Annotated in this window: 16 protein-coding genes; 6 read left to right on the top strand and 10 right to left on the bottom strand. The window is 63.6% G+C overall.

Translation table 11 applies throughout. The features are described 5' to 3' along the window. Positions 1-7: 7 nt before the first annotated feature. Positions 8-1,222 carry an efflux RND transporter periplasmic adaptor subunit gene (locus tag ACFY9W_RS11670; RefSeq protein WP_391130014.1) on the bottom strand — a complete coding sequence of 405 codons (1,215 nt, stop codon included), beginning with the start codon at positions 1,220-1,222 and terminating at the stop codon, positions 8-10. After that, the gene (locus tag ACFY9W_RS11675; RefSeq protein WP_391130017.1) at positions 1,215-2,468 is read right to left on the bottom strand and encodes a TolC family protein; all 1,254 of its coding nucleotides are present in this window, start codon (positions 2,466-2,468) and stop codon (positions 1,215-1,217) included. Before ACFY9W_RS11675 ends, ACFY9W_RS11670 begins: the two co-directional genes overlap by 8 nt. A gap of 205 nt (positions 2,469-2,673) precedes the next feature. Between ACFY9W_RS11675 and aroQ the strand changes: the two genes are divergently transcribed. Both aroQ and ACFY9W_RS11685 read left to right on the top strand, forming a co-directional pair. Continuing rightward, a complete protein-coding gene (aroQ, locus tag ACFY9W_RS11680) occupies positions 2,674-3,123 on the top strand; it encodes a type II 3-dehydroquinate dehydratase (protein WP_391130020.1) in 450 nt (149 codons plus the stop codon). Then, complete coding sequence (locus tag ACFY9W_RS11685; RefSeq protein ID WP_391130023.1) at positions 3,120-3,968, top strand: shikimate dehydrogenase; 849 nt, start codon at positions 3,120-3,122, stop codon at positions 3,966-3,968. Before aroQ ends, ACFY9W_RS11685 begins: the two co-directional genes overlap by 4 nt. A gap of 117 nt (positions 3,969-4,085) precedes the next feature. Here the strand turns inward: ACFY9W_RS11685 and ACFY9W_RS11690 are convergent, their stop codons facing one another. Together ACFY9W_RS11690 and ACFY9W_RS11695 are read right to left on the bottom strand one after the other, a co-directional pair. Then, entirely contained in the window at positions 4,086-4,622 is a 537-nt protein-coding gene (locus ACFY9W_RS11690; RefSeq protein ID WP_391130026.1) for a redoxin domain-containing protein, read from the bottom strand. Further along, positions 4,612-4,887, bottom strand: a complete 276-nt coding sequence (locus tag ACFY9W_RS11695; protein ID WP_391130028.1) for a DUF2790 domain-containing protein — start codon at positions 4,885-4,887, stop codon at positions 4,612-4,614. The genes ACFY9W_RS11690 and ACFY9W_RS11695 overlap by 11 nt, the downstream gene beginning before the upstream one ends. A 220-nt stretch (positions 4,888-5,107) precedes the next feature. On the opposite strand from ACFY9W_RS11695, the gene ACFY9W_RS11700 reads away from it, so the two are divergent. The 4 genes from ACFY9W_RS11700 (at position 5,108) to ACFY9W_RS11715 (ending at position 8,694) form a co-directional block, all read left to right on the top strand. After that, positions 5,108-5,848 carry a response regulator gene (locus tag ACFY9W_RS11700; protein ID WP_391130031.1) on the top strand — a complete coding sequence of 247 codons (741 nt, stop codon included), beginning with the start codon at positions 5,108-5,110 and terminating at the stop codon, positions 5,846-5,848. Further along, positions 5,845-7,131 (top strand): ATP-binding protein, encoded by a 1,287-nt coding sequence (locus ACFY9W_RS11705; protein ID WP_391130034.1) that lies wholly within the window; start codon positions 5,845-5,847, stop codon positions 7,129-7,131. Before ACFY9W_RS11700 ends, ACFY9W_RS11705 begins: the two co-directional genes overlap by 4 nt. A 429-nt stretch (positions 7,132-7,560) precedes the next feature. Then, positions 7,561-8,178, top strand: coding sequence for a ferric reductase-like transmembrane domain-containing protein (locus ACFY9W_RS11710; RefSeq protein WP_391130037.1), 618 nt, complete (start codon positions 7,561-7,563; stop codon positions 8,176-8,178). Between the two features lie 27 nt (positions 8,179-8,205). Continuing rightward, on the top strand, positions 8,206-8,694 hold the full coding sequence (locus ACFY9W_RS11715) for a DoxX family membrane protein (RefSeq protein ID WP_391130040.1): 489 nt from the start codon (positions 8,206-8,208) through the stop codon (positions 8,692-8,694). Between the two features lie 33 nt (positions 8,695-8,727). Here the strand turns inward: ACFY9W_RS11715 and ACFY9W_RS11720 are convergent, their stop codons facing one another. The 6 genes from ACFY9W_RS11720 to ACFY9W_RS11745 form a co-directional block, all read right to left on the bottom strand. After that, a complete protein-coding gene (locus tag ACFY9W_RS11720) occupies positions 8,728-9,426 on the bottom strand; it encodes a putative DNA-binding domain-containing protein (protein WP_391130042.1) in 699 nt (232 codons plus the stop codon). Further along, complete coding sequence (locus ACFY9W_RS11725; protein ID WP_391130062.1) at positions 9,419-10,252, bottom strand: DUF692 family multinuclear iron-containing protein; 834 nt, start codon at positions 10,250-10,252, stop codon at positions 9,419-9,421. The genes ACFY9W_RS11720 and ACFY9W_RS11725 overlap by 8 nt, the downstream gene beginning before the upstream one ends. A gap of 74 nt (positions 10,253-10,326) precedes the next feature. Next, on the bottom strand, positions 10,327-10,818 hold the full coding sequence (locus tag ACFY9W_RS11730; RefSeq protein ID WP_391130045.1) for an EF-hand domain-containing protein: 492 nt from the start codon (positions 10,816-10,818) through the stop codon (positions 10,327-10,329). 159 nt (positions 10,819-10,977) lie between these two features. After that, positions 10,978-11,532 (bottom strand): DUF4174 domain-containing protein, encoded by a 555-nt coding sequence (locus tag ACFY9W_RS11735; protein WP_391130048.1) that lies wholly within the window; start codon positions 11,530-11,532, stop codon positions 10,978-10,980. Positions 11,533-11,758: 226 nt separating this feature from the next. Next, the gene (locus ACFY9W_RS11740; RefSeq protein ID WP_391130051.1) at positions 11,759-16,168 is read right to left on the bottom strand and encodes an NEL-type E3 ubiquitin ligase domain-containing protein; all 4,410 of its coding nucleotides are present in this window, start codon (positions 16,166-16,168) and stop codon (positions 11,759-11,761) included. Positions 16,169-16,246: 78 nt separating this feature from the next. Beyond that, positions 16,247-18,607, bottom strand: a complete 2,361-nt coding sequence (locus ACFY9W_RS11745; protein WP_391130054.1) for a DNA polymerase II — start codon at positions 18,605-18,607, stop codon at positions 16,247-16,249. Positions 18,608-18,769: the final 162 nt, after the last annotated feature.

Below are 18,769 nucleotides of genomic sequence, written 5' to 3' on the forward strand. Positions count from 1 at the left end.
CCCGTGATCAATGGCTGTGCTCGGCCGAGCCCTTGCCCAGTTCCGACTTGAGGACAAAGCTGCCAGCGGCGGCCACCTGGGTACCGGCGGCCAGGCCGCTGGTGATTTCCACCTGGCCGGCATCGCGGCGGCCGGCCTTTACCGGGCGGGCCTCGAAGCCCTGCTCAGTGCGGGCAAACACCACCGTCTGTTCCTCCCAGGTTTGCAGGGCGCTTTCCGGCACCACCACGGCGGCATTGAAGCGCTCGACACTGACTGCAACATTGACGAACAGCCCGGGGCGCCAGGCGCCGTTGGGGTTGGCCAGGGTGGCACGCACGGTGGCGGCCCGGTTCTGCTCGCCGAGCAGGCTGCCAACGTAGTTGACCTTGCCCTCGACCTGGGCGCCCAGGTCCGGGGCGCTGACGGTGACCTTGCGGCCGGTCACCACCTTGTCCAGGTCACGCGGGGCGACAGCAAAAGTGGCCCAGACCCGGCTCAGGTCCGACAAGGTGAACGCATTGCTGGTCTCGTCGACCACCTCGCCCACCGTCAGGTGCTTCTCCACCACCACGGCATCAAAGGGCGCCCGCAATTCGTAGCGATTGCCGGCACCGGCCGGGCCCACGGCGGCGACTTTCTGCCGGGCGTTGGCCAAGGCAATTTCGGCCTCCTGCAATGCCTGGCGCGCCTGCAGGTAATCCTGCTCGGCGCTGATGCGTTCCTGCCACAGCTGCTGTTCGCGCTGGAACGTCAGGCGCGCCAGTTCCAGGCGGCGCTGGGCGGCCTGCTGTTCGCTGCGCAGGTCCGAGATCTGCTGGCTGGCGATCACCGCCAGTACCTGGCCGCGCTTGACCGCCTGGCCCAGCTCAGCCTGCACGGCTTCTACCACGCCGGGCACACGGGGCACGACATGGGCAGTGCGGTCTTCGTCGAAGCGGATTTCCCCCGGGAAGCTGATGGCGGTACCCAGTTCACGCGGGCCGGCGGCAGCCAGCTGCACACCGGCAGCTTCGATCTGGGCAATGGACAGGTGCAACTGGCCCTCTTCTTCGCCATGCCCCTCTTCTTCGTGGCCTTCGGCGGTTTTCTCGGTGCCATGGCCATGGCTGTCTTCGCCGTGATCGTCGTGCCGGGCTTCAGCCTTCGACGCCTGGCCCAGGTTGCCGGTAAAGGCCAGGCCACCGAGGCCAAGCGCAGCCATGGCGGCGACCAGAAGGGCTATTTTGCGTGGGTTAGTCATTGTTGCTCCTGCTGTTCAATTGGGTGCTCAGGCCATCGAGGTCGCCGTAAATCCGCTCGACCTGCGCCCGCGCGTCGGTCGCCGAAGCCAGCGCTTGCAGATACAGCCCTCGGGCCTCGATCAGCGTGCGCTGGGCGTCGAGTACATCGAGGAAAGCGAACTTGCCCATTTCGAAACCTCGGGTGGCGGTGTCCACGGCCTGCTGTGCAGACGGCAGGATGGTGCGGTCGTAGGCGTCCACCTCCTGCATCGCTGTCTGCCATTGGCTGACGGCGCTACGGGTGTCGCTGCGCAGGCGCAGCTCCACGGCATTGCGCAGGTCACGCGCCTGGTCGGCACGGCGTGCGGCGGCCAGCACATTGCCCTGGTTGCGGTCGAACAACGGCAAGGGCATCGACAGGCCAACCACATTGACCCGCTCCCGGTCTTCGCGGCTGTACTGGCTACCAAGGCTGACGGTGAGGTTGGGAATGCGCTGGGCCTTTTCCGAGCCCAACGTGGCATCGCCGCGCTCGACCTGGGCGGCGGCCAGGCGCCATTCGGCCGTTTGTTCGACCTGGCCGAGCAAGGTGTCGGCACTGGGTGCGACGCCTGGTGAAAGGTTGGCCGCCTGCAACTGGTCGAACGCTGCCAGCGGGCTGCCGGTCAGGCGCGCCAAAGCCTGATAGGCCACGCTGCGTTGGGTTTGCGCCCGCCGCACTTCGGCCTGGGCCTGGGCAAGTTGTACGTGGGCACGGGTGGCCTCGACAGGCGATGACTGACCCGCAGTGACACGCCCCTGTACCACCCGCAGCCCGCGCTCGGTCAAGGCCTGCGACTGCTGCGCCTGTTCCAGCGCGGTCTGCGCGCGCAGGGCAGCGTGGAAGGCCTGCACCACATCGGCACGCAGGCCATTGCGCTGGCGCTCCAGGTCGAGCTGGGCAATCGCCTGACCGCTGCCGGCCACCGCGATACGTGCGCCGCGCTTGCCGCCTAGCTCCAGCGGCTGGCTAAGGGTAACGGTGGTGGTGCTGGTGCTGCGGCGGGTGTCCTCTACCTCCCAGGACAGCTCAGGGTTGGGTATCAAGCCGGCCTGGCGCCGCTCGCCGTCGGCGATGCCCAGCTCACGGCCCGCGGCGGCCAGCTCCGGGTTCTGGGCAAAGGCGGCGGCAAGCGCCTGGGGCAGGCTCAGGCTCTGGCTGGCCTGGGCGCTGGTGGCGCTGGCCAGCAACAGACAGAGCAAGGCGATCTTGCGGGGGATGGGCACGAACAAGTCCTCGTCGACGCATGTAGGCGAGGCACTGTAGAAAGCCGTGCTTATCGGGGTGGTGTCGGGAAAATTACAATTTTGTAAGAATTGACGGCGTTCGATAATCGCCCACTTTCCCGGTGCGACGATCTAGTCCAATTGACGAAACTAACCAGTCAGTACAAAACTACGCGCATCCAACAACAACAAAGTGATGCCCGTCATGAAGCCCCTTATTCTCGTGCTCAACGGCCCCAACCTGAACATGCTGGGCACCCGCGAGCCTGCACAATATGGCCACGAAACCCTTGCGGACCTGGCCCGAAGCTGTGCCGACACTGCCCATTCCCACGGCCTGGAAATCGAATTCCGCCAGACCAACCACGAAGGCGAACTGATCGACTGGATCCACGCCGCCCGCAACCGCTGCGCCGGTATCGTGATCAACCCCGGCGCCTGGACCCACACCTCGGTGGCCATTCGCGACGCCCTGGTGGCCAGCGAACTGCCGGTCATCGAGGTGCACTTGTCCAACGTGCACAAGCGCGAACCCTTCCGCCACCTGTCGTTCGTATCGTCCATCGCCGTGGGCGTGATCTGCGGCCTGGGCAGCCATGGCTACCGCATGGCCCTCAGCCACTTTGCCGAACTGTTCCAGGAGCGCATTGCATGAGCCAGCAAGCCATCCTTGCCGGCCTGATCGGCCGTGGCATCCAGCTATCGCGCACCCCTGCCCTGCATGAGCATGAAGGTGATGCCCAGGCCCTTCGCTACCTGTACCGGTTGATCGACGCCGACGCGCTGCAACTCGACGACAGCGCCTTGCCCGGGCTGCTCGATGCCGCGCAGCACACCGGTTTCACCGGCCTTAATATCACCTACCCGTTCAAGCAGGCGATCCTGCCGCTGCTCGACGAGCTGTCGGACGAAGCACGCGGCATCGGCGCGGTAAACACCGTGGTGCTCAAGGACGGCAAGCGGGTCGGCCACAACACCGACTGCCTGGGCTTTGCCGAAGGTTTGCGCCGTGGCCTGCCCGACGTGGCACGGCGCCAGGTGGTGCAGATGGGTGCCGGTGGCGCAGGTTCGGCCGTGGCCCATGCCCTGCTGGGTGAAGGCGTCGAGCGACTGGTGCTGTTTGAAGTGGACGCAGCCCGCGCTCAGGCTTTGGTGGATAACCTGAACACCCATTTCGGTGCCGGGCGTGCTGTTGTCGGCACCGACCTGGCCACAGCCTTGGCCGAGGCCGACGGCCTGGTAAACACTACGCCAGTGGGCATGGCCAAGCTGCCGGGTACACCGCTGCCGGTGGAACTGTTGCATGCGCGCTTGTGGGTGGCCGAGATCATTTACTTCCCGCTGGAGACCGAACTGCTGCGGGCGGCCCGGGCACTGGGTTGCCGCACGCTGGATGGCAGCAACATGGCGGTGTTCCAGGCGGTGAAGGCGTTCGAGCTGTTCAGCGGGCGGCAGGCGGATGCAGCGCGGATGCAGGCGCATTTTGCCAGCTTTACCTGATAGACAAGTGTTGGCTTTTTCGCGGGCATGCCCGCTCCCACAGGTACAGCGCAAACTTCACTGATTGCACTACCTTTGTGGGAGCGGGCTTGCCCGCGAAGAGGCCGGCACTAGGCATCACCCTTTCTCATCCAGCAACGCCTGTATCACCTGCTCCTGCCCCCCATAGTCCCCCTCGCCAAAATGCACATGGCGCACCTGCCCCTTGCGGTCGACAAAGTAATGCGCCGGCCAGAACTGGTTGCCCCAGGCATTCCACACCTCATGGTCGTTGTCCACCGCCACCGGGTATGCAATCCCTAACCTGGCCACCTTGTCCCGCAAGGTGCCCACATCGTGCTCGTAGTCGTATTCCGGCGTATGCACCCCGACCACCACCAGCCCCTGGTCGGCATAACGCCGCGCCCAATCGTTCACATGCGGCAGGCTGCGCTGGCAGTTGATACAGTCCCAGGTCCAGAAGTCCACCAGCACCACTTTGCCCTTGAGCCCCGGGGCATCCAGTGGCGCGGAATTCAGCCACTGGGTTGCGCCTGACAGCGACGGCATGGCGCCATAGCTGTCACGGGCCATCAGGTGGCCGGCCAGGCCCAGGCCGGTCAGGGCCAGGGCAATGCCACCTACCTTCAACAGCAAGCGCCGATCAATTCTCATGGCAACCGCCAGTTGCGTAGGTGCGGTACTGCACACTCTGCGGGTGGCCGTTGGAATCCAGGTAATCCATGCGGGTGTTTACCAGGCCGCAGGCGTTGCTCTGGTCATCCTGCACCGACAATACTTTCTTCACATCCAGGTGTTCACCATAGTGGTACTGCATGGCACCAGCACCCGCCATGGGTGCGGTGGCGGCTTGAGCGGCGATAGCGCCGAAGCTGAGCACGGCGAACAGGCTGGCGCTGGCGATAGTCTTGAAGTTCATGGCATCTCTCCTGTGTAACGCTTTGGGGGTGGGGAGTGGTGCTCCCCGGTCGAGAGCCATTTCACGCCCGCCAGGTATCCCGTATGTGTCGCCCGACACTGTGATGTGCTTCCTGCTGTATCTCGGCCTGCGCCAGATACACTGCAATACAAAACCCCGCAGGCAAGCGCGAACACGCTCGGTACACTGCGCCAACCCCACTTACACAGGAACGATGCGCATGGAACACGTCGATCACATCCTGATCGTCGACGACGACCGCGAAATACGCGAGCTGGTCGGCAATTACCTGAAGAAGAACGGCCTGCGCACCAGCATCGTCGCCGACGGCCGGCAAATGCGTGCCTTCCTCGAAGCCAACAGCGTCGACCTGATCGTCCTCGACATCATGATGCCCGGCGACGATGGCCTGTTGTTGTGCCGCGAACTGCGTGCCGGCAAGCACCGCAACACGCCCGTGTTGATGCTGACCGCCCGCAACGATGAAACCGACCGTATCATCGGCCTGGAAATGGGCGCCGACGACTACCTCACCAAGCCGTTCTCGGCACGCGAACTGCTCGCCCGGATCAATGCCGTGCTGCGCCGCACGCGCATGTTGCCCCCCAACCTCACCATCAGCGAAAGCAGCCGCCTGCTCCGCTTCGGCCAATGGCGGCTGGACACCACCGCACGCCACCTGCTCGACAGCGAAGGCACCCTGGTGGCGCTGAGCGGCGCCGAGTACCGCCTGTTGCGGGTGTTTCTCGACCACCCGCAACGGGTGCTCAGCCGGGAGCAGTTGCTCAACCTTACCCAAGGCCGCGAAGCCGACATCTTCGACCGCTCCATCGACCTGCTGGTCAGCCGCCTGCGCCAACGCCTGGGTGACGATGCCCGCGAACCCAGTTGCATCAAGACCGTACGCAGCGAGGGCTATGTGTTCTCGTTGCCTGTGCAACTGCTGGAGTCGCCATCATGAAGTGGCCACGTACCCTGGCCTCGCGACTGGCTTTGATCTTTTTCACCGGCCTGGTGCTGGCGTACGGCCTGTCGTTCGGCCTGCAGGCCTACGAGCGCTATATCAGCAGCCGCTCGATGATGCTCAGCAACCTGGAGCAGGACGTGGCCACCTCGGTGGCCATCCTCGACCGCCTGCCCGCGGCCGAACGCGCCGCCTGGCTGCCGCGCCTGGAACGGCGCACCTACCGCTACCGCCTGGACCAAGGCCTGGTAGGCGCAGCCATGCCCAGCAGTGACCCGCCCATGGCGGCCGAGTCCATCGTCAAGGCCATTGGCAGCGACTACCGCCTGACCTTCCAGGACATCCCCGGCCCGAACGCCCACTTCCAGGCGCACCTGAGCCTGGCCGACGGAGCGCCGCTGACCATCGACGTGACCCCGTCGCCTGTGCCGGTGGCCCGTTGGCTGCCCGTGGTGCTGCTGATCCAGCTGGCCGTGCTGTTGTTGTGCACCTGGCTGGCAGTACGCCTGGCCATTGGCCCCCTCACCCGCCTGGCACAGGCAGTGGACAACCTCGACCCGGACAAACCGGGCGTGCAGCTGGATGAAAGCGGCCCGCGCGAGGTGCGCTACGCGGCGGTGGCCTTCAACGCCCTGCAAGCGCGCATCGCCGCCCACCTCAAGGAACGTATGCAATTGCTGGCGGCCATTTCCCACGACCTGCAAACACCGATCACGCGCATGAAACTGCGTGTCGAAGTGATGGACGACGGGGTCGAGAAGGACAAGCTGTGGAGCGACCTGGGTGAAATGGAGCACCTGGTGCGCGAAGGCGTAGCCTATGCCCGCAGCATGGACACCAGCACCGAAGCCCCCTGCCGGATCAACCTGGATGCCTTCCTGGACAGCCTGGTGTTCGACTACCAGGACAGCGGCGCCCAGGTGGAGCGCCATGGCAGCACCGCCAGCCTGCTGGAAACCCGCCCGCATGCCCTGCGCCGGGTGCTGGTGAACCTGGTGGACAACGCCCTCAAGTTTGCCGGCGCCGCTGAACTGCAGGTGTGCAGCGAAGCTGGCATGACCGTGATCCGCGTGCTCGATAACGGGCCTGGTATCCCCGGTGCCGAGCTGGACGAAGTGCTCAAGCCGTTCTACCGGGTAGAAGGCTCGCGTAACCGCAGTACCGGCGGTACCGGGCTGGGGCTGGCCATTGCCCACCAGCTGATCCACGCCATGGGCGGCCGGCTGACCCTGAGCAACCGCGAAAGCGGCGGCCTGTGCGCCCAGATCGAACTCCAGTGACAGCCTTCGACAAGCATCGCATTACCCTCTGGGAGCAACTGCCTAGCTTAAAATCTGCAAGCAGGTACGATCCTGTGGGAGCGGGCTTGCCCGCGAACACCGGCAAAGCCGGTGCCATGCACCGCGTTGGATTCTTCGCGGGCACGCCCGCTCCCACAGGGTACGCGGTGCGCCCGGCATCAGTTCTCTGCGCGACAGCGCAGCCCGATGGGCTGGGCAATCGCCCACAGGAATCGCGGCAACTTTAAAAAATGAGCTGGGCAGTTGAGTCCACAGAGATCGCGCAACCTTTCAGGTTTTGAGCACGACTGTTGCCGCTGAATAGCAGTCACTACAAACCGATACACAACCCCACCACCCCCGACACACTGCAGATACCCCTCCCCCCCACACTCCCGGTCACACCTTCAAACACCGGGAGCCCCCTTGATGAAAGCCCTCACTCTGCCCAGCGGCTGGAAGCTGTTCGCCACCCTCGCCGGCCTGACCTTGGCCATGACTGCCGTGGTCCTGGCCGCCCAGCCTGACCCTGACGGCCTGCGCAGCGCCATACGCGCCACCGCACGCAGTTCCTTCGCGCTGTTCCTGCTGGCTTTCCTGGCTTCATCACTGGTCACCCTGCTGCCTGGCACCGTCACCCGCTTTGTCCTTCAGCAACGGCGCTACCTGGGCCTGGCGTTCGCCTTCTCCCACACCGTGCATGGCCTGCTGATCTACCGTTACGCCCAGCAATTCCCCGAACTGTTCTGGGCCGGCCGCACGCTCACCTCCAGCCTGCCCGGCAGCATCGGCTATCTGTTCCTCCTGCTGCTCACCGCCACCTCGTTCAAGGCCCCCATGCGGTTGTTGGGTAGCCGTACCTGGCAAGCCCTGCACAGCACCGGCATGTGGGTGTTGGCGGCCGTGTTCTGCCTGTCGTTCTACAAGCGCATCCCCATGGGCGGCTGGTACCCGTTGGCGTTCGCCCTGATGTTCAGCGCCATCACCGTCAAGCTCACCGCCAAACTGGCTCGCCAGCAACGCCGCGGCGCCCGCGCACTTACCTGAAACCCTGCCCTGAGAGAGAACACCGACATGACCACCTTGACCCGCACCCTGACTACCTTCGACCACATAGGCACCTGGAGCGCCGACTTGCCGCTGCGGCTGTTCCTGGCCTGGGAGTTTTTCGAATCCGGTCTTGAGAAGCTCAACGGCAACAACTGGTTCGCCGACCTGCAAGGCAGCTTTCCATTCCCCTTCAACCACCTGCCTGCGGAGCTGAACTGGCAACTGTCGATGTGGGCGGAACTGGTGCTGCCACTGTTGCTGTTGCTGGGGCTGGGAACCCGGCTGGCATCACTGGGCCTGATGGTGGTCACCGTGGTGGCGATTGCCGCAGTGCACTGGCCGGCGCACTGGTCGAGCCTGGCCGAGCTGGCCCAAGGGTATGCCATTACCGACCAAGGCTTTGGCAACTTCAAGTTGCCGCTGATCTACCTGATGGCGTTGTTGCCACTGCTGCTCAAAGGGGCTGGGCGGTTGAGCGTGGATCATTGGCTGAGGATGCGGTTCAGCAAGTGATGCAAATGGGGCTGCCTTGCAGCCCCAATCCCCTCAAGCTGTACCCACAATGATCCCTTGCCCACGCAACCCCTCCAGCACTGCCAGGCCCTGCTGTACATCCCCTCCCAACACCTCCAGCCTCGCCCGCCCACTGCCCTGTTCCAGCGCCAGCAACCGATAAGCCATCGGCGCCAGCCTTGCGAAGCGCACCGTCAACGCGGCATCGCGATACACCAGCAGCAAGGTCGGCGATGCGGGTGCAACCGTGGGCTGGTAATCCACCCCGATGCGCTCCACCGGCCACTCGTAAGCCAGCACCCGTGCCACACAGGACAACAGCGGTACCCCCTCCAGCAAATCGCCGGCAGGGTCATGGGCGGGGTCCTCGGCATCGCTCAGGTACAACTGCGCCTCGACCCACTCGTAGTGCGCCAGTTCCAGCTGCCAAGGCGCATCCAGTTCGACAGTTTGCAGATAATCGACGAACGCTTCGGCGATCTCGGTAAACAAAGGGGTCTGGCTGCGGTAGTTGGCATAGAAGTCACGCACACGGGCATGCCAACGCTGTTCCCCCAACGCCTGGCGCATCACCGGGAAGCTGCCGGCCAGCAAGCCTTCGATGGCGCCATAGAACAACTCACGGTAAACCTTCAGCCGCCGCGCCTCCACGCCGGGCGGCGGGGCATTGTGCTGTGGGTCGCGCAGGTGAAGGGCGAAGGTGTATTGCTGTTTGCGCAGGGTCTCATTCATGCACGTGCCCTCCCGAAGCCAGCTGTACGCTGCGGATACGCGCCGTCTCGGCCAACAGCTCGGCCAGCGGCGGGTAGTTGAAGTCACGTTCAAGCACCGTCGGCTGCACGCCAAAACGCGCACAGGCGACGGCGTACAACGCCCAAACATCTTCCCTCACCGGCGCCCCATGGGTATCCACCTTCAGGTCCGGTGCTTCGTCGTAATGCCCGGCGACGTGCATGCCGGTAACCCTCGCCGTGGGCAAGCCCTCAAGAAAAGCCTTGGCGTCATAGCCGTGGTTGCAGGCATTGACGAAAACGTTGTTGACGTCCAGCAGCAGGTCGCAATCCGCTTCATCAAGTACCGCCTGGATGAACTCAAGCTCGCTCATGGCCTGGTAAGGCGCGGCGTAGTAGCTGATGTTCTCCACGGCAATACGCCGCTCCAGGTGTGCCTGTACCTGCCGTATGCGCGCAGCCACATGGTGCACGGCCTCGTCGGTGAACGGGATGGGCATCAGGTCGTACAGGTGCCCGTCATCGCTGCAATAGCTCAAGTGCTCGCTGTACAAGCGCACGTGGTGGCGATCGAGAAACTGGCGGGTCTGGTCAAGGAAATGCCCGTCCAGCGGTGCGCTGCCACCCAGCGACAACGACAGCCCGTGGCAGGTGATGGGAAAACGCTCGGCCAACTGTGCCAGGCCCTTGCCGTAGGCACCGCCAACCGCTATCCAGTTTTCCGGCGCGCATTCAAGAAAGTCCACTGCACCGGCGTCCATGGCCAGCAATTCGGGCAACAGGCCGCGGCGCAGGCCAAGCCCTGTATTCAATATCGCAGCAAGCATCATCAGGTCTCCAACAGGCACAACGCCCCACCTGACCAGCAGGAGGGGCGTTGTGTCATTTCTAGGGATAACGGTCAGGATTTACCGGCCAGGTGGCTGAACAGCCCTTCGGGCATGGCCTTGCCATTGGCCTGGTAGATCGCCTTCAGGTGATCTGCCGCTTCCTGTTCAGAGATGAAGCCATCGTGGTTGCTGTCAATCTTGTCGAAATCGCCGGCACGGTCCTTGGCCACCGCCAAAAACTCATCCCGCGAGACTTTGCCGTCGTGGTTGCTGTCGGTCCTGGCGAACGAGGCGTCGCCACACTTGCCTTCGCCACATTTGCCCTCGGCCCCGGCTTTGGCGCTGGCACCGCACTTGCCCTCGCCGCATTTTCCTTCGCTCTGGGTGGCCTTGCCGCTACCGCCGCACTTGCCCTCACCACATTTGCCCTCGCCCGCCACCTTGGCCGAAGCCAGCTGGTAGCCCTGGGCCAACGGCTCAACGGCAAACGCGCTGCTGCTCAAGGCCATGCTACCGATCAGGGCGGCGCCAAGCAGGCCAAGGGTATTTCGTACTTGAGTCATGGTGTTGCTCCACTGTCGTTGGAAAGTGGAGCCATTAAGCCGTTGCGCTATGTCGTGGTTGTATCGCGCAGCACGCGGATTTGTATGGGAATGGTTCTGCAGTGTGGCCAGATACAGTGAGATACACGGCCCCGGGTAGACCGGGGCCAGTGCGGATGATCAGTCTTCCAGCGGTTTGGGCGGTGCAGCGGGTTTGGCAGGCTTGGCCGGTTTGGCATCCTTGGCCTTGGGTTCCGGTGCTGCCGCCGCCACCGGCTCGGGCGCCGTCACGGCTTTTTCGCTGGCGGGCAACTCATCAACGGCCTTGAGAATTGCCTGCGGGTCGATGGCCTCACCGCTTTCATCATCCTTGAGCATGTGCCGCTCGCCGTCCTTGCCCACCAGAATCACCTTGGTACCCTTGCTCGCACCCAGCTTCAGCTCACGAATCAAGGCCATGGTAGTCTGCTGCTCAAGGTTCTTGTCCTCGCGCTTGCCCATCATGTTGGCGACGCTGTATAGCACCAGGTTGCGCTCCTTGAACGCCGCCTGGGTGGCCGGGTCTTCCAGCGCCTTGTTCAAGCCGCGCAAGGTCGGGTCGGCCGTGCTCGGGGCAATGATGACCAGCGGCCTGGCCTTGCCCAGCTCCTTGGCCAGTGGCGCATCACTGTCGGCGGCATACAACGGGCCCGTCAGGGCGAGCAAGGTGGCGAGGGTCAGTGAGCGGACGAGCATGCATATCTCCTTATTCTCTCGATAAACCAAAGACTACAGATCATGGAGAAAGATCCGACGCGGGAGCCTAAACCAACGGCCCGAAGCGTGCTCGGCACAAAAGTAACTTCCGATTTCCATGACCGGCCGGCGACATCTGCGCCACTATCGCCGGATAGTCTGAGCATAGCGCAAAGCCGCTGACCAGCAGCATGGCCCAATGGCCGATCACCGAGTTGCCCTGGCGCTAAGGCGTATTTCTATCCAGCGCCTCAAAGGTCAACTGCAGCAACGCCGCATGCTCCCGTTGCTGATTGCTGATGTGCAGCCGTGCGATCTGCTCCTCTTGATTACCCAGTGCCATCAGCCGCTCCAGCTCATCATGCAGGTGTTGCGGCACTTGCAGGCGAGCAGGAAAGTGCTCCCGCAGGTAGTCCTGCCAGAACCGCTGCCTCGCGAGGTATTGCGCAATGCCTTCCCGGGTTTGTGCCGCCAGCACGAACTCACGCGCCGAGCGAATGTCTTGCCCTTGCAGGGCTGGGATACCGGCATACAACATTTCCCCTGGCTGGGCCGGCAAATCCAGCGACGCACGCAAGGCGATCCGGTAGGCCAGGGCGAACTCGACCGACTCATTGCCCGCCCCCACCCGTCGGGCATGTTCAACGGCAACCTGGTCGAGCAGCGCCAAGCGCCACAATCGCCCCCCGAGCCACAACAAACCCTGTTCAGGGCGGCGTTCGAACCGACCGTGGCGCATTCGCCATATCATCACCCGCAGTTCCAGATCAGCGAATCGAACAGTGGCGTTGTCCTGGCAATCGGTGGCCGCGGCGTGTTCGAACAGCTCACGCCTCAGGGCACTGTCTTCTTCGATTGCTTCGAACATTTCAAGCACCCGCGCTGCCAGCGCGGATGCAGTAGAGGAGAACTTGAAAGCACCGGATGCCGTGAGCACCGACAGGGTGTTGAAGAAGTCGGCTGATTCTTTCTCGGCCTCGAGGTGTACCCAAAGCGCTGCCATTTCGTCGCGACGCTCGGCTGCCACCACATCCAGAAAACGCAACCGGTATGGCACGCGACTCGCCTCAAGCCAATGCCAGGCAGACAGCGCGTGCGGCGCAGCCGCCAGCAAATTACCGGAAAGGTCGACCCTGCCCGAGCGCCACAGTTGCGACCGATGAAAATCGTCTGGCAGCGCCGAAATATTGTTACCGCTCAGGTCGAGCGTATGCAGGTGCGGCGCGTCCATCACTCCGTAGGGAAACTCAGGCAACTGGGTGCGGGACAGGTGCAGGGCATTGAGCTCGGTCATGGCAAAGATCGAAAATGCACTGCGCAATGGGTTTTCTGAAAGGTTCAGGTACACCAGGGCGCGGCAACCGGCCAGGATCAACGCCTGGCTCCCGTCAAGAACCAGTCGGTTGCTCGACAGATCAAGCACTTCCAGCTTTTGGGCAAGCAACAGAGGCACAGGCAAACGCTTGAGTCGGCAGTTGGTGATTTCCAGGTTGCGCAAGTTGGGAAACCCCCGCAGAAACTCGTCAGGAACCTGCTCCAGGCGCATGGAGCGCAAGGCCAGTATCGACACGTGCGGGAAGCTCACCTGCGCCGGCAGGGCAGGCAGTAGCCGCAGACGGCTGCGGGTCTGGGTCAGCATGAAGCGCCCCTCCTCCACTGCCACATTCTCTTGAAGCTCCGGAACAAGCCGGCGCCAGCAGTCGATCAGGCCCTTCCTGAACTCACGCCGGGCGACCAGTTCCGGTGTCGGAAAGGCGTCACGCACCCACCTGTCAAGGTGCGTGTTGAGCAGTGCATATTGCTGCTCCAGCATGTGCAATCTGGCAGTTGCATCGCCAGACGCCAGCCAATGGCCGATCTGCTCATCGCTAAACGCCGGGTACAGGTCTCGAAGCCGTGCCTGAAGCGCCCTTGGCCTGAGCCGCCCCAACGCAGCCCATAACCTGCCACCCGCCATGGGGTAGCCAACCCGGCCGTCATCGAGCCGTTGCGGCGCCAGAAACGACCCACGCGGCCGGTCCACACTCAGCACTTGCACCACGGCCTGCCGTTGGCCATTGGCAACGGTTGCCAACGCCTGACGCAGTGCGGGCACAAAAGCGTGGCCCTGACCGATGACCGCTTGTGATTCGGCGTCATAGGCCGCCGCCAGGGCCTCGAACAGCTCGCCCGCACCACCGGTAGATGCGTGCCCATGCTCACGCAAGCGGAACATCCCTTGCTGGTGAAGCAGGTCAAACGTTGGCCCAGCACCCTCGATCGTCAGCAGCGGTTCGCTGGCATCACCGTCGAACAATCGCCAGCCGCGCCCGTCAGCCCCTGGCACGTGCGCCAGCAGGCTCAGCACCACCCGCGCCAGGTCGAGATTTTGTGGTGTGTCGATGTTCAGCGCCTCATACACCCGCGCCACTCGAATCCGTGCAACCTGCAGCCTGGCCGCCTCGGCCATGAACAATGGCACGCGCCCGGTCTCACGCATCAACTCCAGGTCATCCTCGCTGGCATTGCGCATCACCTCCTGCGCCGCCAAGCGGTGCAAACTGGCAAAGTCCCGGCGTAACGGGCGCGCAGTTTCCGTGGCCGGATGCTGTTCTTCGTACAGCGCTTGCAACAACTCCCGGCGCCGGGCCCAGGCCACATCGGCCAGCGCCGGCCCACCTTCGCCGGCCGCCTCGGGGAGGCTCATGACCCGCGCCAGCAACTGGGGGTCGGCGGTGGCTGCCCCTTCATGCAACTGGCTGACCAGCGTGCGGATCCGACCAGCGAGCAACAGGCGGTCGACGGTGTCCGCCAGCACGGCTTCCGGCGGCCGACCATACACATGCCATGCCCGCAAATGCTGCTCGTCAAGGCCGTGGATTGCCAGCGCCTGTTCGACCTGCACATCATCCAGATCGCTGTAAGGCCTGCCCAGGCGGCGGAACAGCTGGCGTGTGTCAGCCCACTCGGCAGGCTGCTCGCTCCACAGCCGCCACGCACCGGCACCATTGTGGCGTAGCAGTGGGGCGTAGCCCTGATAAGGGAGCAATTGCCACTGCTCATCGGCGCTACGCCAGGTCACTTCATACCAGTGGCCGTCCATGCTGATCCAGCAGCGTTCGCCCAGGCGATGCACGCCCTGCTCGTCGATCGTGGCAGTGTTCGGCGGGCTTTCGCTGCGGTAGGGCACAAGGTCTGTGTTCCACAGTTTTTCTTCACCACTTTGCAGCTGTGCCGGCACCAGGTTGTCCACCACGCTCCAGGCACGCCGGGCTGTAGCGACTACCGCCACGGTTGCACCCACAGCCAGCAGCCCTTTGCCTACATTCAGCAGATGCGCCAGCGCTGCATTGCGCTCGTTGTGTTGCCAGTCACCGACCGCCTGGAACGTTTGCTCAAGCAGCTCCCAGGCCATTACCCCCAGCAACACCGCGCCGATGCCAGGCACAAACATCCCTGCAATGCCCAGCAGCGTCCAGCCTTCAGCACGCAAGCGGCGGCCATGCTCAGCCTGGACCTCGCGATCAAGCAGGGCTACCGGTGGGGCGATGATCGCCGCATCGTCCTTGATACGGGCGACCCAGTCATCAGCAAGGCGCTCGAACAGCGGCAAGCCATAGGCAGAAGTCTGCTCATCAAGGTCCCTGGTTGCCCAGTCGGCGACGTCATCCAGCCGGTCACTGACAGCCGAGAAGAACCGCTGGCTATCGCGACGGCGCACGAAGCGGTTGAAGAAACGCCGGTAGTCATCGTTGCGCAGGCGTTTACCAAGCACCCGGCGGGCGTAACCTTCCAGGTCGCTGCTCTCGCTCCAGGCGCCCAGCGGGTCGCCCGGCACATAGACCAGCACGCGTTTGCTGGTGTTGTACAACACACCTTCATCAACCACATCCAGCACCACAATCTGTTGCATGCGGCAACCGAGCAGCTCCAGTTGCCGGACCCTGACCGGCGCGCCCTCAAGCTTGCCATGCCTGTCTTGAAGGCAGAACTCCACCACCCACTGCAACTGCCCTGCGCTCAACACGCCCTGCGCCCTGGCCTGAAGGGCATCGACCAGCATGCTGTAACGTTGCCGTTGGGCCAACAGCCCCCGGACGCTTGGCTGGAGGACGTCATCCAGATGCGCCTGGTACTTCTGGCCAAGATCCAGCGCTCGGCACAACCTGGCAAAGCCCGGTGCGGATAGCTCTGGGCGTGTGGCGCCGAGCTCATCGACCAGGCAATTCTTGCGCGGCTGCTCACGTTGCTGTTCTTCGGTGAAATTGCCCAACGCCGCTTCAAGCAGCGGGCTATCGTAGTAATCGCTGCCTGCAACAGGAAGCCGGCCGGTCACATAGCTGACGGTGGGTGAGGTGTAGTGGTACCACTGGCGAAAGTACAGGCGATCGACGTCGAGGGTGTCACTGGCACCCAGTGCTTGCTGCAGCAAGGGCCGGGTAAATTCATCCAGCTTACGTAGCCGCGCCAGCGCTGCAGCCAGGCCTTCACGGCAGGCCAGCAACTGCGGCAGGGCCTGGCTCAGGAGCTTGTATTCGGCCACGCTCAGCCTCGCCATCCAGGCTGGCAAGCGCTGTTCAATGTAGTGGTCCTGGCATGCTTGCGCGATGGCAAGGGCATCGACCACAGCCGGTTGTGAAGTGGAATTACCCTGCATCTCTGCCTCCGCGATGGCGTGAAGGCGCGAGTTTGCGCAGTGTCGCGTCATACCGACGCCTAGCTATCTACTACCCGTTCAGAACAGCAGCAATTGCTGGTCGATCAAGCGAGTGAAGTCATCACCCACGAAAGGCAGGATGGCATCTGCCACCGGTTGCAGCTGACGGCTGATGTAATGGTCATAGTCGACAGGTGCCTGCAAATTTTCCAGCGGTTCCGGGCCGGCCGTGGTGATCACGTAGCTGATCCAGCCCCCGCGCTGGTATTGCAACGGGCGCTCCAGCTGCCTGTTGTACGCGTCGGCAAGGCGTGCGGCGCGCACATGTGGCGGTACATTGCGCTGGTAGTCGGCCAGCGGTCGACGCAAGCGCTTGCGATACACCAGCAACTCGTCCTGCTCGCCCGCCAATGTACGCCGCACGTACTCACACAGATAATCGCGGTAAGGCTCACCACGAAACACCCGGCCGTAAAGCTCCTGCTGGAACTGCCGGGCCAGCGGTGACCAGTCGGTGCGCACCGATTCCAGGCCCTTGTAGACCATTTCTTCAGCGCCGTCTGCGCGTTGTACCAGCCCTGCATAGCGCTTTTTGCTGCCTTCGTCGGTGCCACGGATGGTGGGCATCAGGAACCGCCGGTAATGCACCTCGAACTGCAGTTCGAGGGCGCATTGCAGGTTCAGGGTTTCGCGCAGATGCCTTTGCCACCATTGATTGACCTCGGCCACCAGCTCGCGGCCGATGCGCGTCGCGTCTTCCTCGGCATGCGCCCCCTTGAGCCAGACGAAAGTGGAGTCGGTGTCGCCATAGATCACGTCAAAACCGCGGGCCTCGATCAGCGCCCTGGTCTGGCGCATGATCTGGTGCCCACGCATGGTGATGGACGAGGCCAGGCGCGGGTCGAAAAAGCGACAACCACTGGAGCCCAGCACACCATAGAACGCGTTCATGATGATCTTCAGCGCCTGCGACAACGCCGCGTTACCGTCACGTTTGGCAGCTTCCCTGCCCTGCCACACACGCTCGACGATGGCCGGCAGGCAATGCTGGCTTCGCGAAAAGCGCCCGCCCCGAAAACCTTCCACCGAATGCTCGTCATCGGGAACACGCAAGCCTTCCACCAACCCCACCGGGTCGATCAGGAAGGTACGAATGATCGACGGGTACAGGCTTTTGTAGTCCAGCACCAGTACCGAGTCGTACAGGCCAGGGCGCGAGTCCATGACAAAGCCACCGGGGCTGGCTTCTTCCGGGCGGCTGCCAAGGTTGGGGGCAACAAAGCCCATACGGTGCATATGCGGCATGTACAAATGGCAAAAGGCGGCGACCGACCCGCCGCTGCGGTCTACCGCCAGGCCGGTGACCGAAGACCGCTCCAGCAGGAATTCGAGCAGCCGGGTGTGGGCAAAGATGCGTGTGACCAACTCGCAGTCCTTGAGGTTGTATCGCGCCAGGGCAGGTTTGTCCTCGGCAAAGCGCCGGTTGATTTCGTCCATGCGCTGGTAGGGGGTGTCGATGGCCTTGCCTTCACCCAGCAAGGTCTGGGCAACACTCTCCAGGCTGAACGACGGGAAACTCCAGGTGGCCGAGCGCAGCGCCTCGATGCCATCAATCAACAACCGCCCCGGGGCATCGGCGAACACGTGGCCACCGCCGGCATGGCTGCGCAAGGTCATCGGGGCACCCTTGCGCCCCAGCGCCAGCGGCACCTGCAGCGCTTTGGCGTGTTCATGCAACAGGCGCAGGTCAAACTGGATCAGGTTCCAGCCGATGATTGCATCGGGATCATGCTCGGCCATCCACTGGTTGAGACACGCCAGCAGTGCCGCGCGGTCGGCGCAGTAGTGCAGGTCGAAATCGACGCCGTCGGCGGAGCCGTTGGCCGGGCCAAGCATATACACCTGGCGCTGGCCACAGCCTTCAAGGGCGATGCTGTACAGCTCGCCCCGCTCGCTGGTTTCGATGTCCAGCGACACCAGGCGCAGTGGCGGGCGATAGCCTGGCGAAGGCTTGAGCTGGGCATCGCAAAGCACGCCCTGAGCATCGGGCTGGCCGGCGAACTGTACCGGGGCAGTAATGAAGCGTTCCATCAGGTAGCGCTCGGGCGGGCGGATGTCGGCTTCGAATACATCGATGCCGGCACTGCGCATGCGCTGCTCCAGCTGCATCAGTTGCCGGTGCTGCCGGCAATACAAGCCCAGCACCGGGCGCTGGTCGAAGTCCTTCAGGCGCAGTGGCCGCAGCTCGACGCCGGGCTCGTTGGCCAGCAACACCCGCGCATGCGCCTCATGCGACTGCGGGATGAACGCCACCGAAACCTGCGGCGCCAGGCGTAGTAGCCGCGGCCCCTGATCGGTTGCCAGCCAGAACTCCACGCAGGTGCCTTCGGGCGTGTCATGCCAATGACGGGTCAGCACAAACCCCTGCTGCAAATCCACTGCGTCGACCTCTGAAAATTCTGTAGATAGGGTAATTCTACCTTGTGCCTGGCATGAGAACTCTAGCGCCTGTGAGATCGAGCGCCGCCCGCGCGGCGCATCGCGAGCAAGCTCGCTCCTACATTTGTTTCGGGCCAATCATTCCTGTGGGATTTGCGCGCG

Source organism: Pseudomonas sp. NPDC008258, from assembly GCF_042956345.1.
Lineage (GTDB): Bacteria > Pseudomonadota > Gammaproteobacteria > Pseudomonadales > Pseudomonadaceae > Aquipseudomonas.

Bases quoted from the DNA above. Each gene is read 5' to 3' on its own strand.
- ACFY9W_RS11670 (WP_391130014.1), bottom strand. From the start codon at position 1,222: ATGACTAACCCACGCAAAATAGCCCTTCTGGTCGCCGCCATGGCTGCG.
- aroQ (WP_391130020.1), top strand. From the start codon at position 2,674: ATGAAGCCCCTTATTCTCGTGCTCAACGGCCCCAACCTGAACATGCTG.
- ACFY9W_RS11685 (WP_391130023.1), top strand. From the start codon at position 3,120: ATGAGCCAGCAAGCCATCCTTGCCGGCCTGATCGGCCGTGGCATCCAG.
- ACFY9W_RS11690 (WP_391130026.1), bottom strand. From the start codon at position 4,622: ATGAGAATTGATCGGCGCTTGCTGTTGAAGGTAGGTGGCATTGCCCTG.
- ACFY9W_RS11695 (WP_391130028.1), bottom strand. From the start codon at position 4,887: ATGAACTTCAAGACTATCGCCAGCGCCAGCCTGTTCGCCGTGCTCAGC.
- ACFY9W_RS11700 (WP_391130031.1), top strand. From the start codon at position 5,108: ATGGAACACGTCGATCACATCCTGATCGTCGACGACGACCGCGAAATA.
- ACFY9W_RS11705 (WP_391130034.1), top strand. From the start codon at position 5,845: ATGAAGTGGCCACGTACCCTGGCCTCGCGACTGGCTTTGATCTTTTTC.
- ACFY9W_RS11710 (WP_391130037.1), top strand. From the start codon at position 7,561: ATGAAAGCCCTCACTCTGCCCAGCGGCTGGAAGCTGTTCGCCACCCTC.
- ACFY9W_RS11715 (WP_391130040.1), top strand. From the start codon at position 8,206: ATGACCACCTTGACCCGCACCCTGACTACCTTCGACCACATAGGCACC.
- ACFY9W_RS11720 (WP_391130042.1), bottom strand. From the start codon at position 9,426: ATGAATGAGACCCTGCGCAAACAGCAATACACCTTCGCCCTTCACCTG.
- ACFY9W_RS11725 (WP_391130062.1), bottom strand. From the start codon at position 10,252: ATGCTTGCTGCGATATTGAATACAGGGCTTGGCCTGCGCCGCGGCCTG.
- ACFY9W_RS11730 (WP_391130045.1), bottom strand. From the start codon at position 10,818: ATGACTCAAGTACGAAATACCCTTGGCCTGCTTGGCGCCGCCCTGATC.
- ACFY9W_RS11735 (WP_391130048.1), bottom strand. From the start codon at position 11,532: ATGCTCGTCCGCTCACTGACCCTCGCCACCTTGCTCGCCCTGACGGGC.
- ACFY9W_RS11740 (WP_391130051.1), bottom strand. From the start codon at position 16,168: ATGCAGGGTAATTCCACTTCACAACCGGCTGTGGTCGATGCCCTTGCC.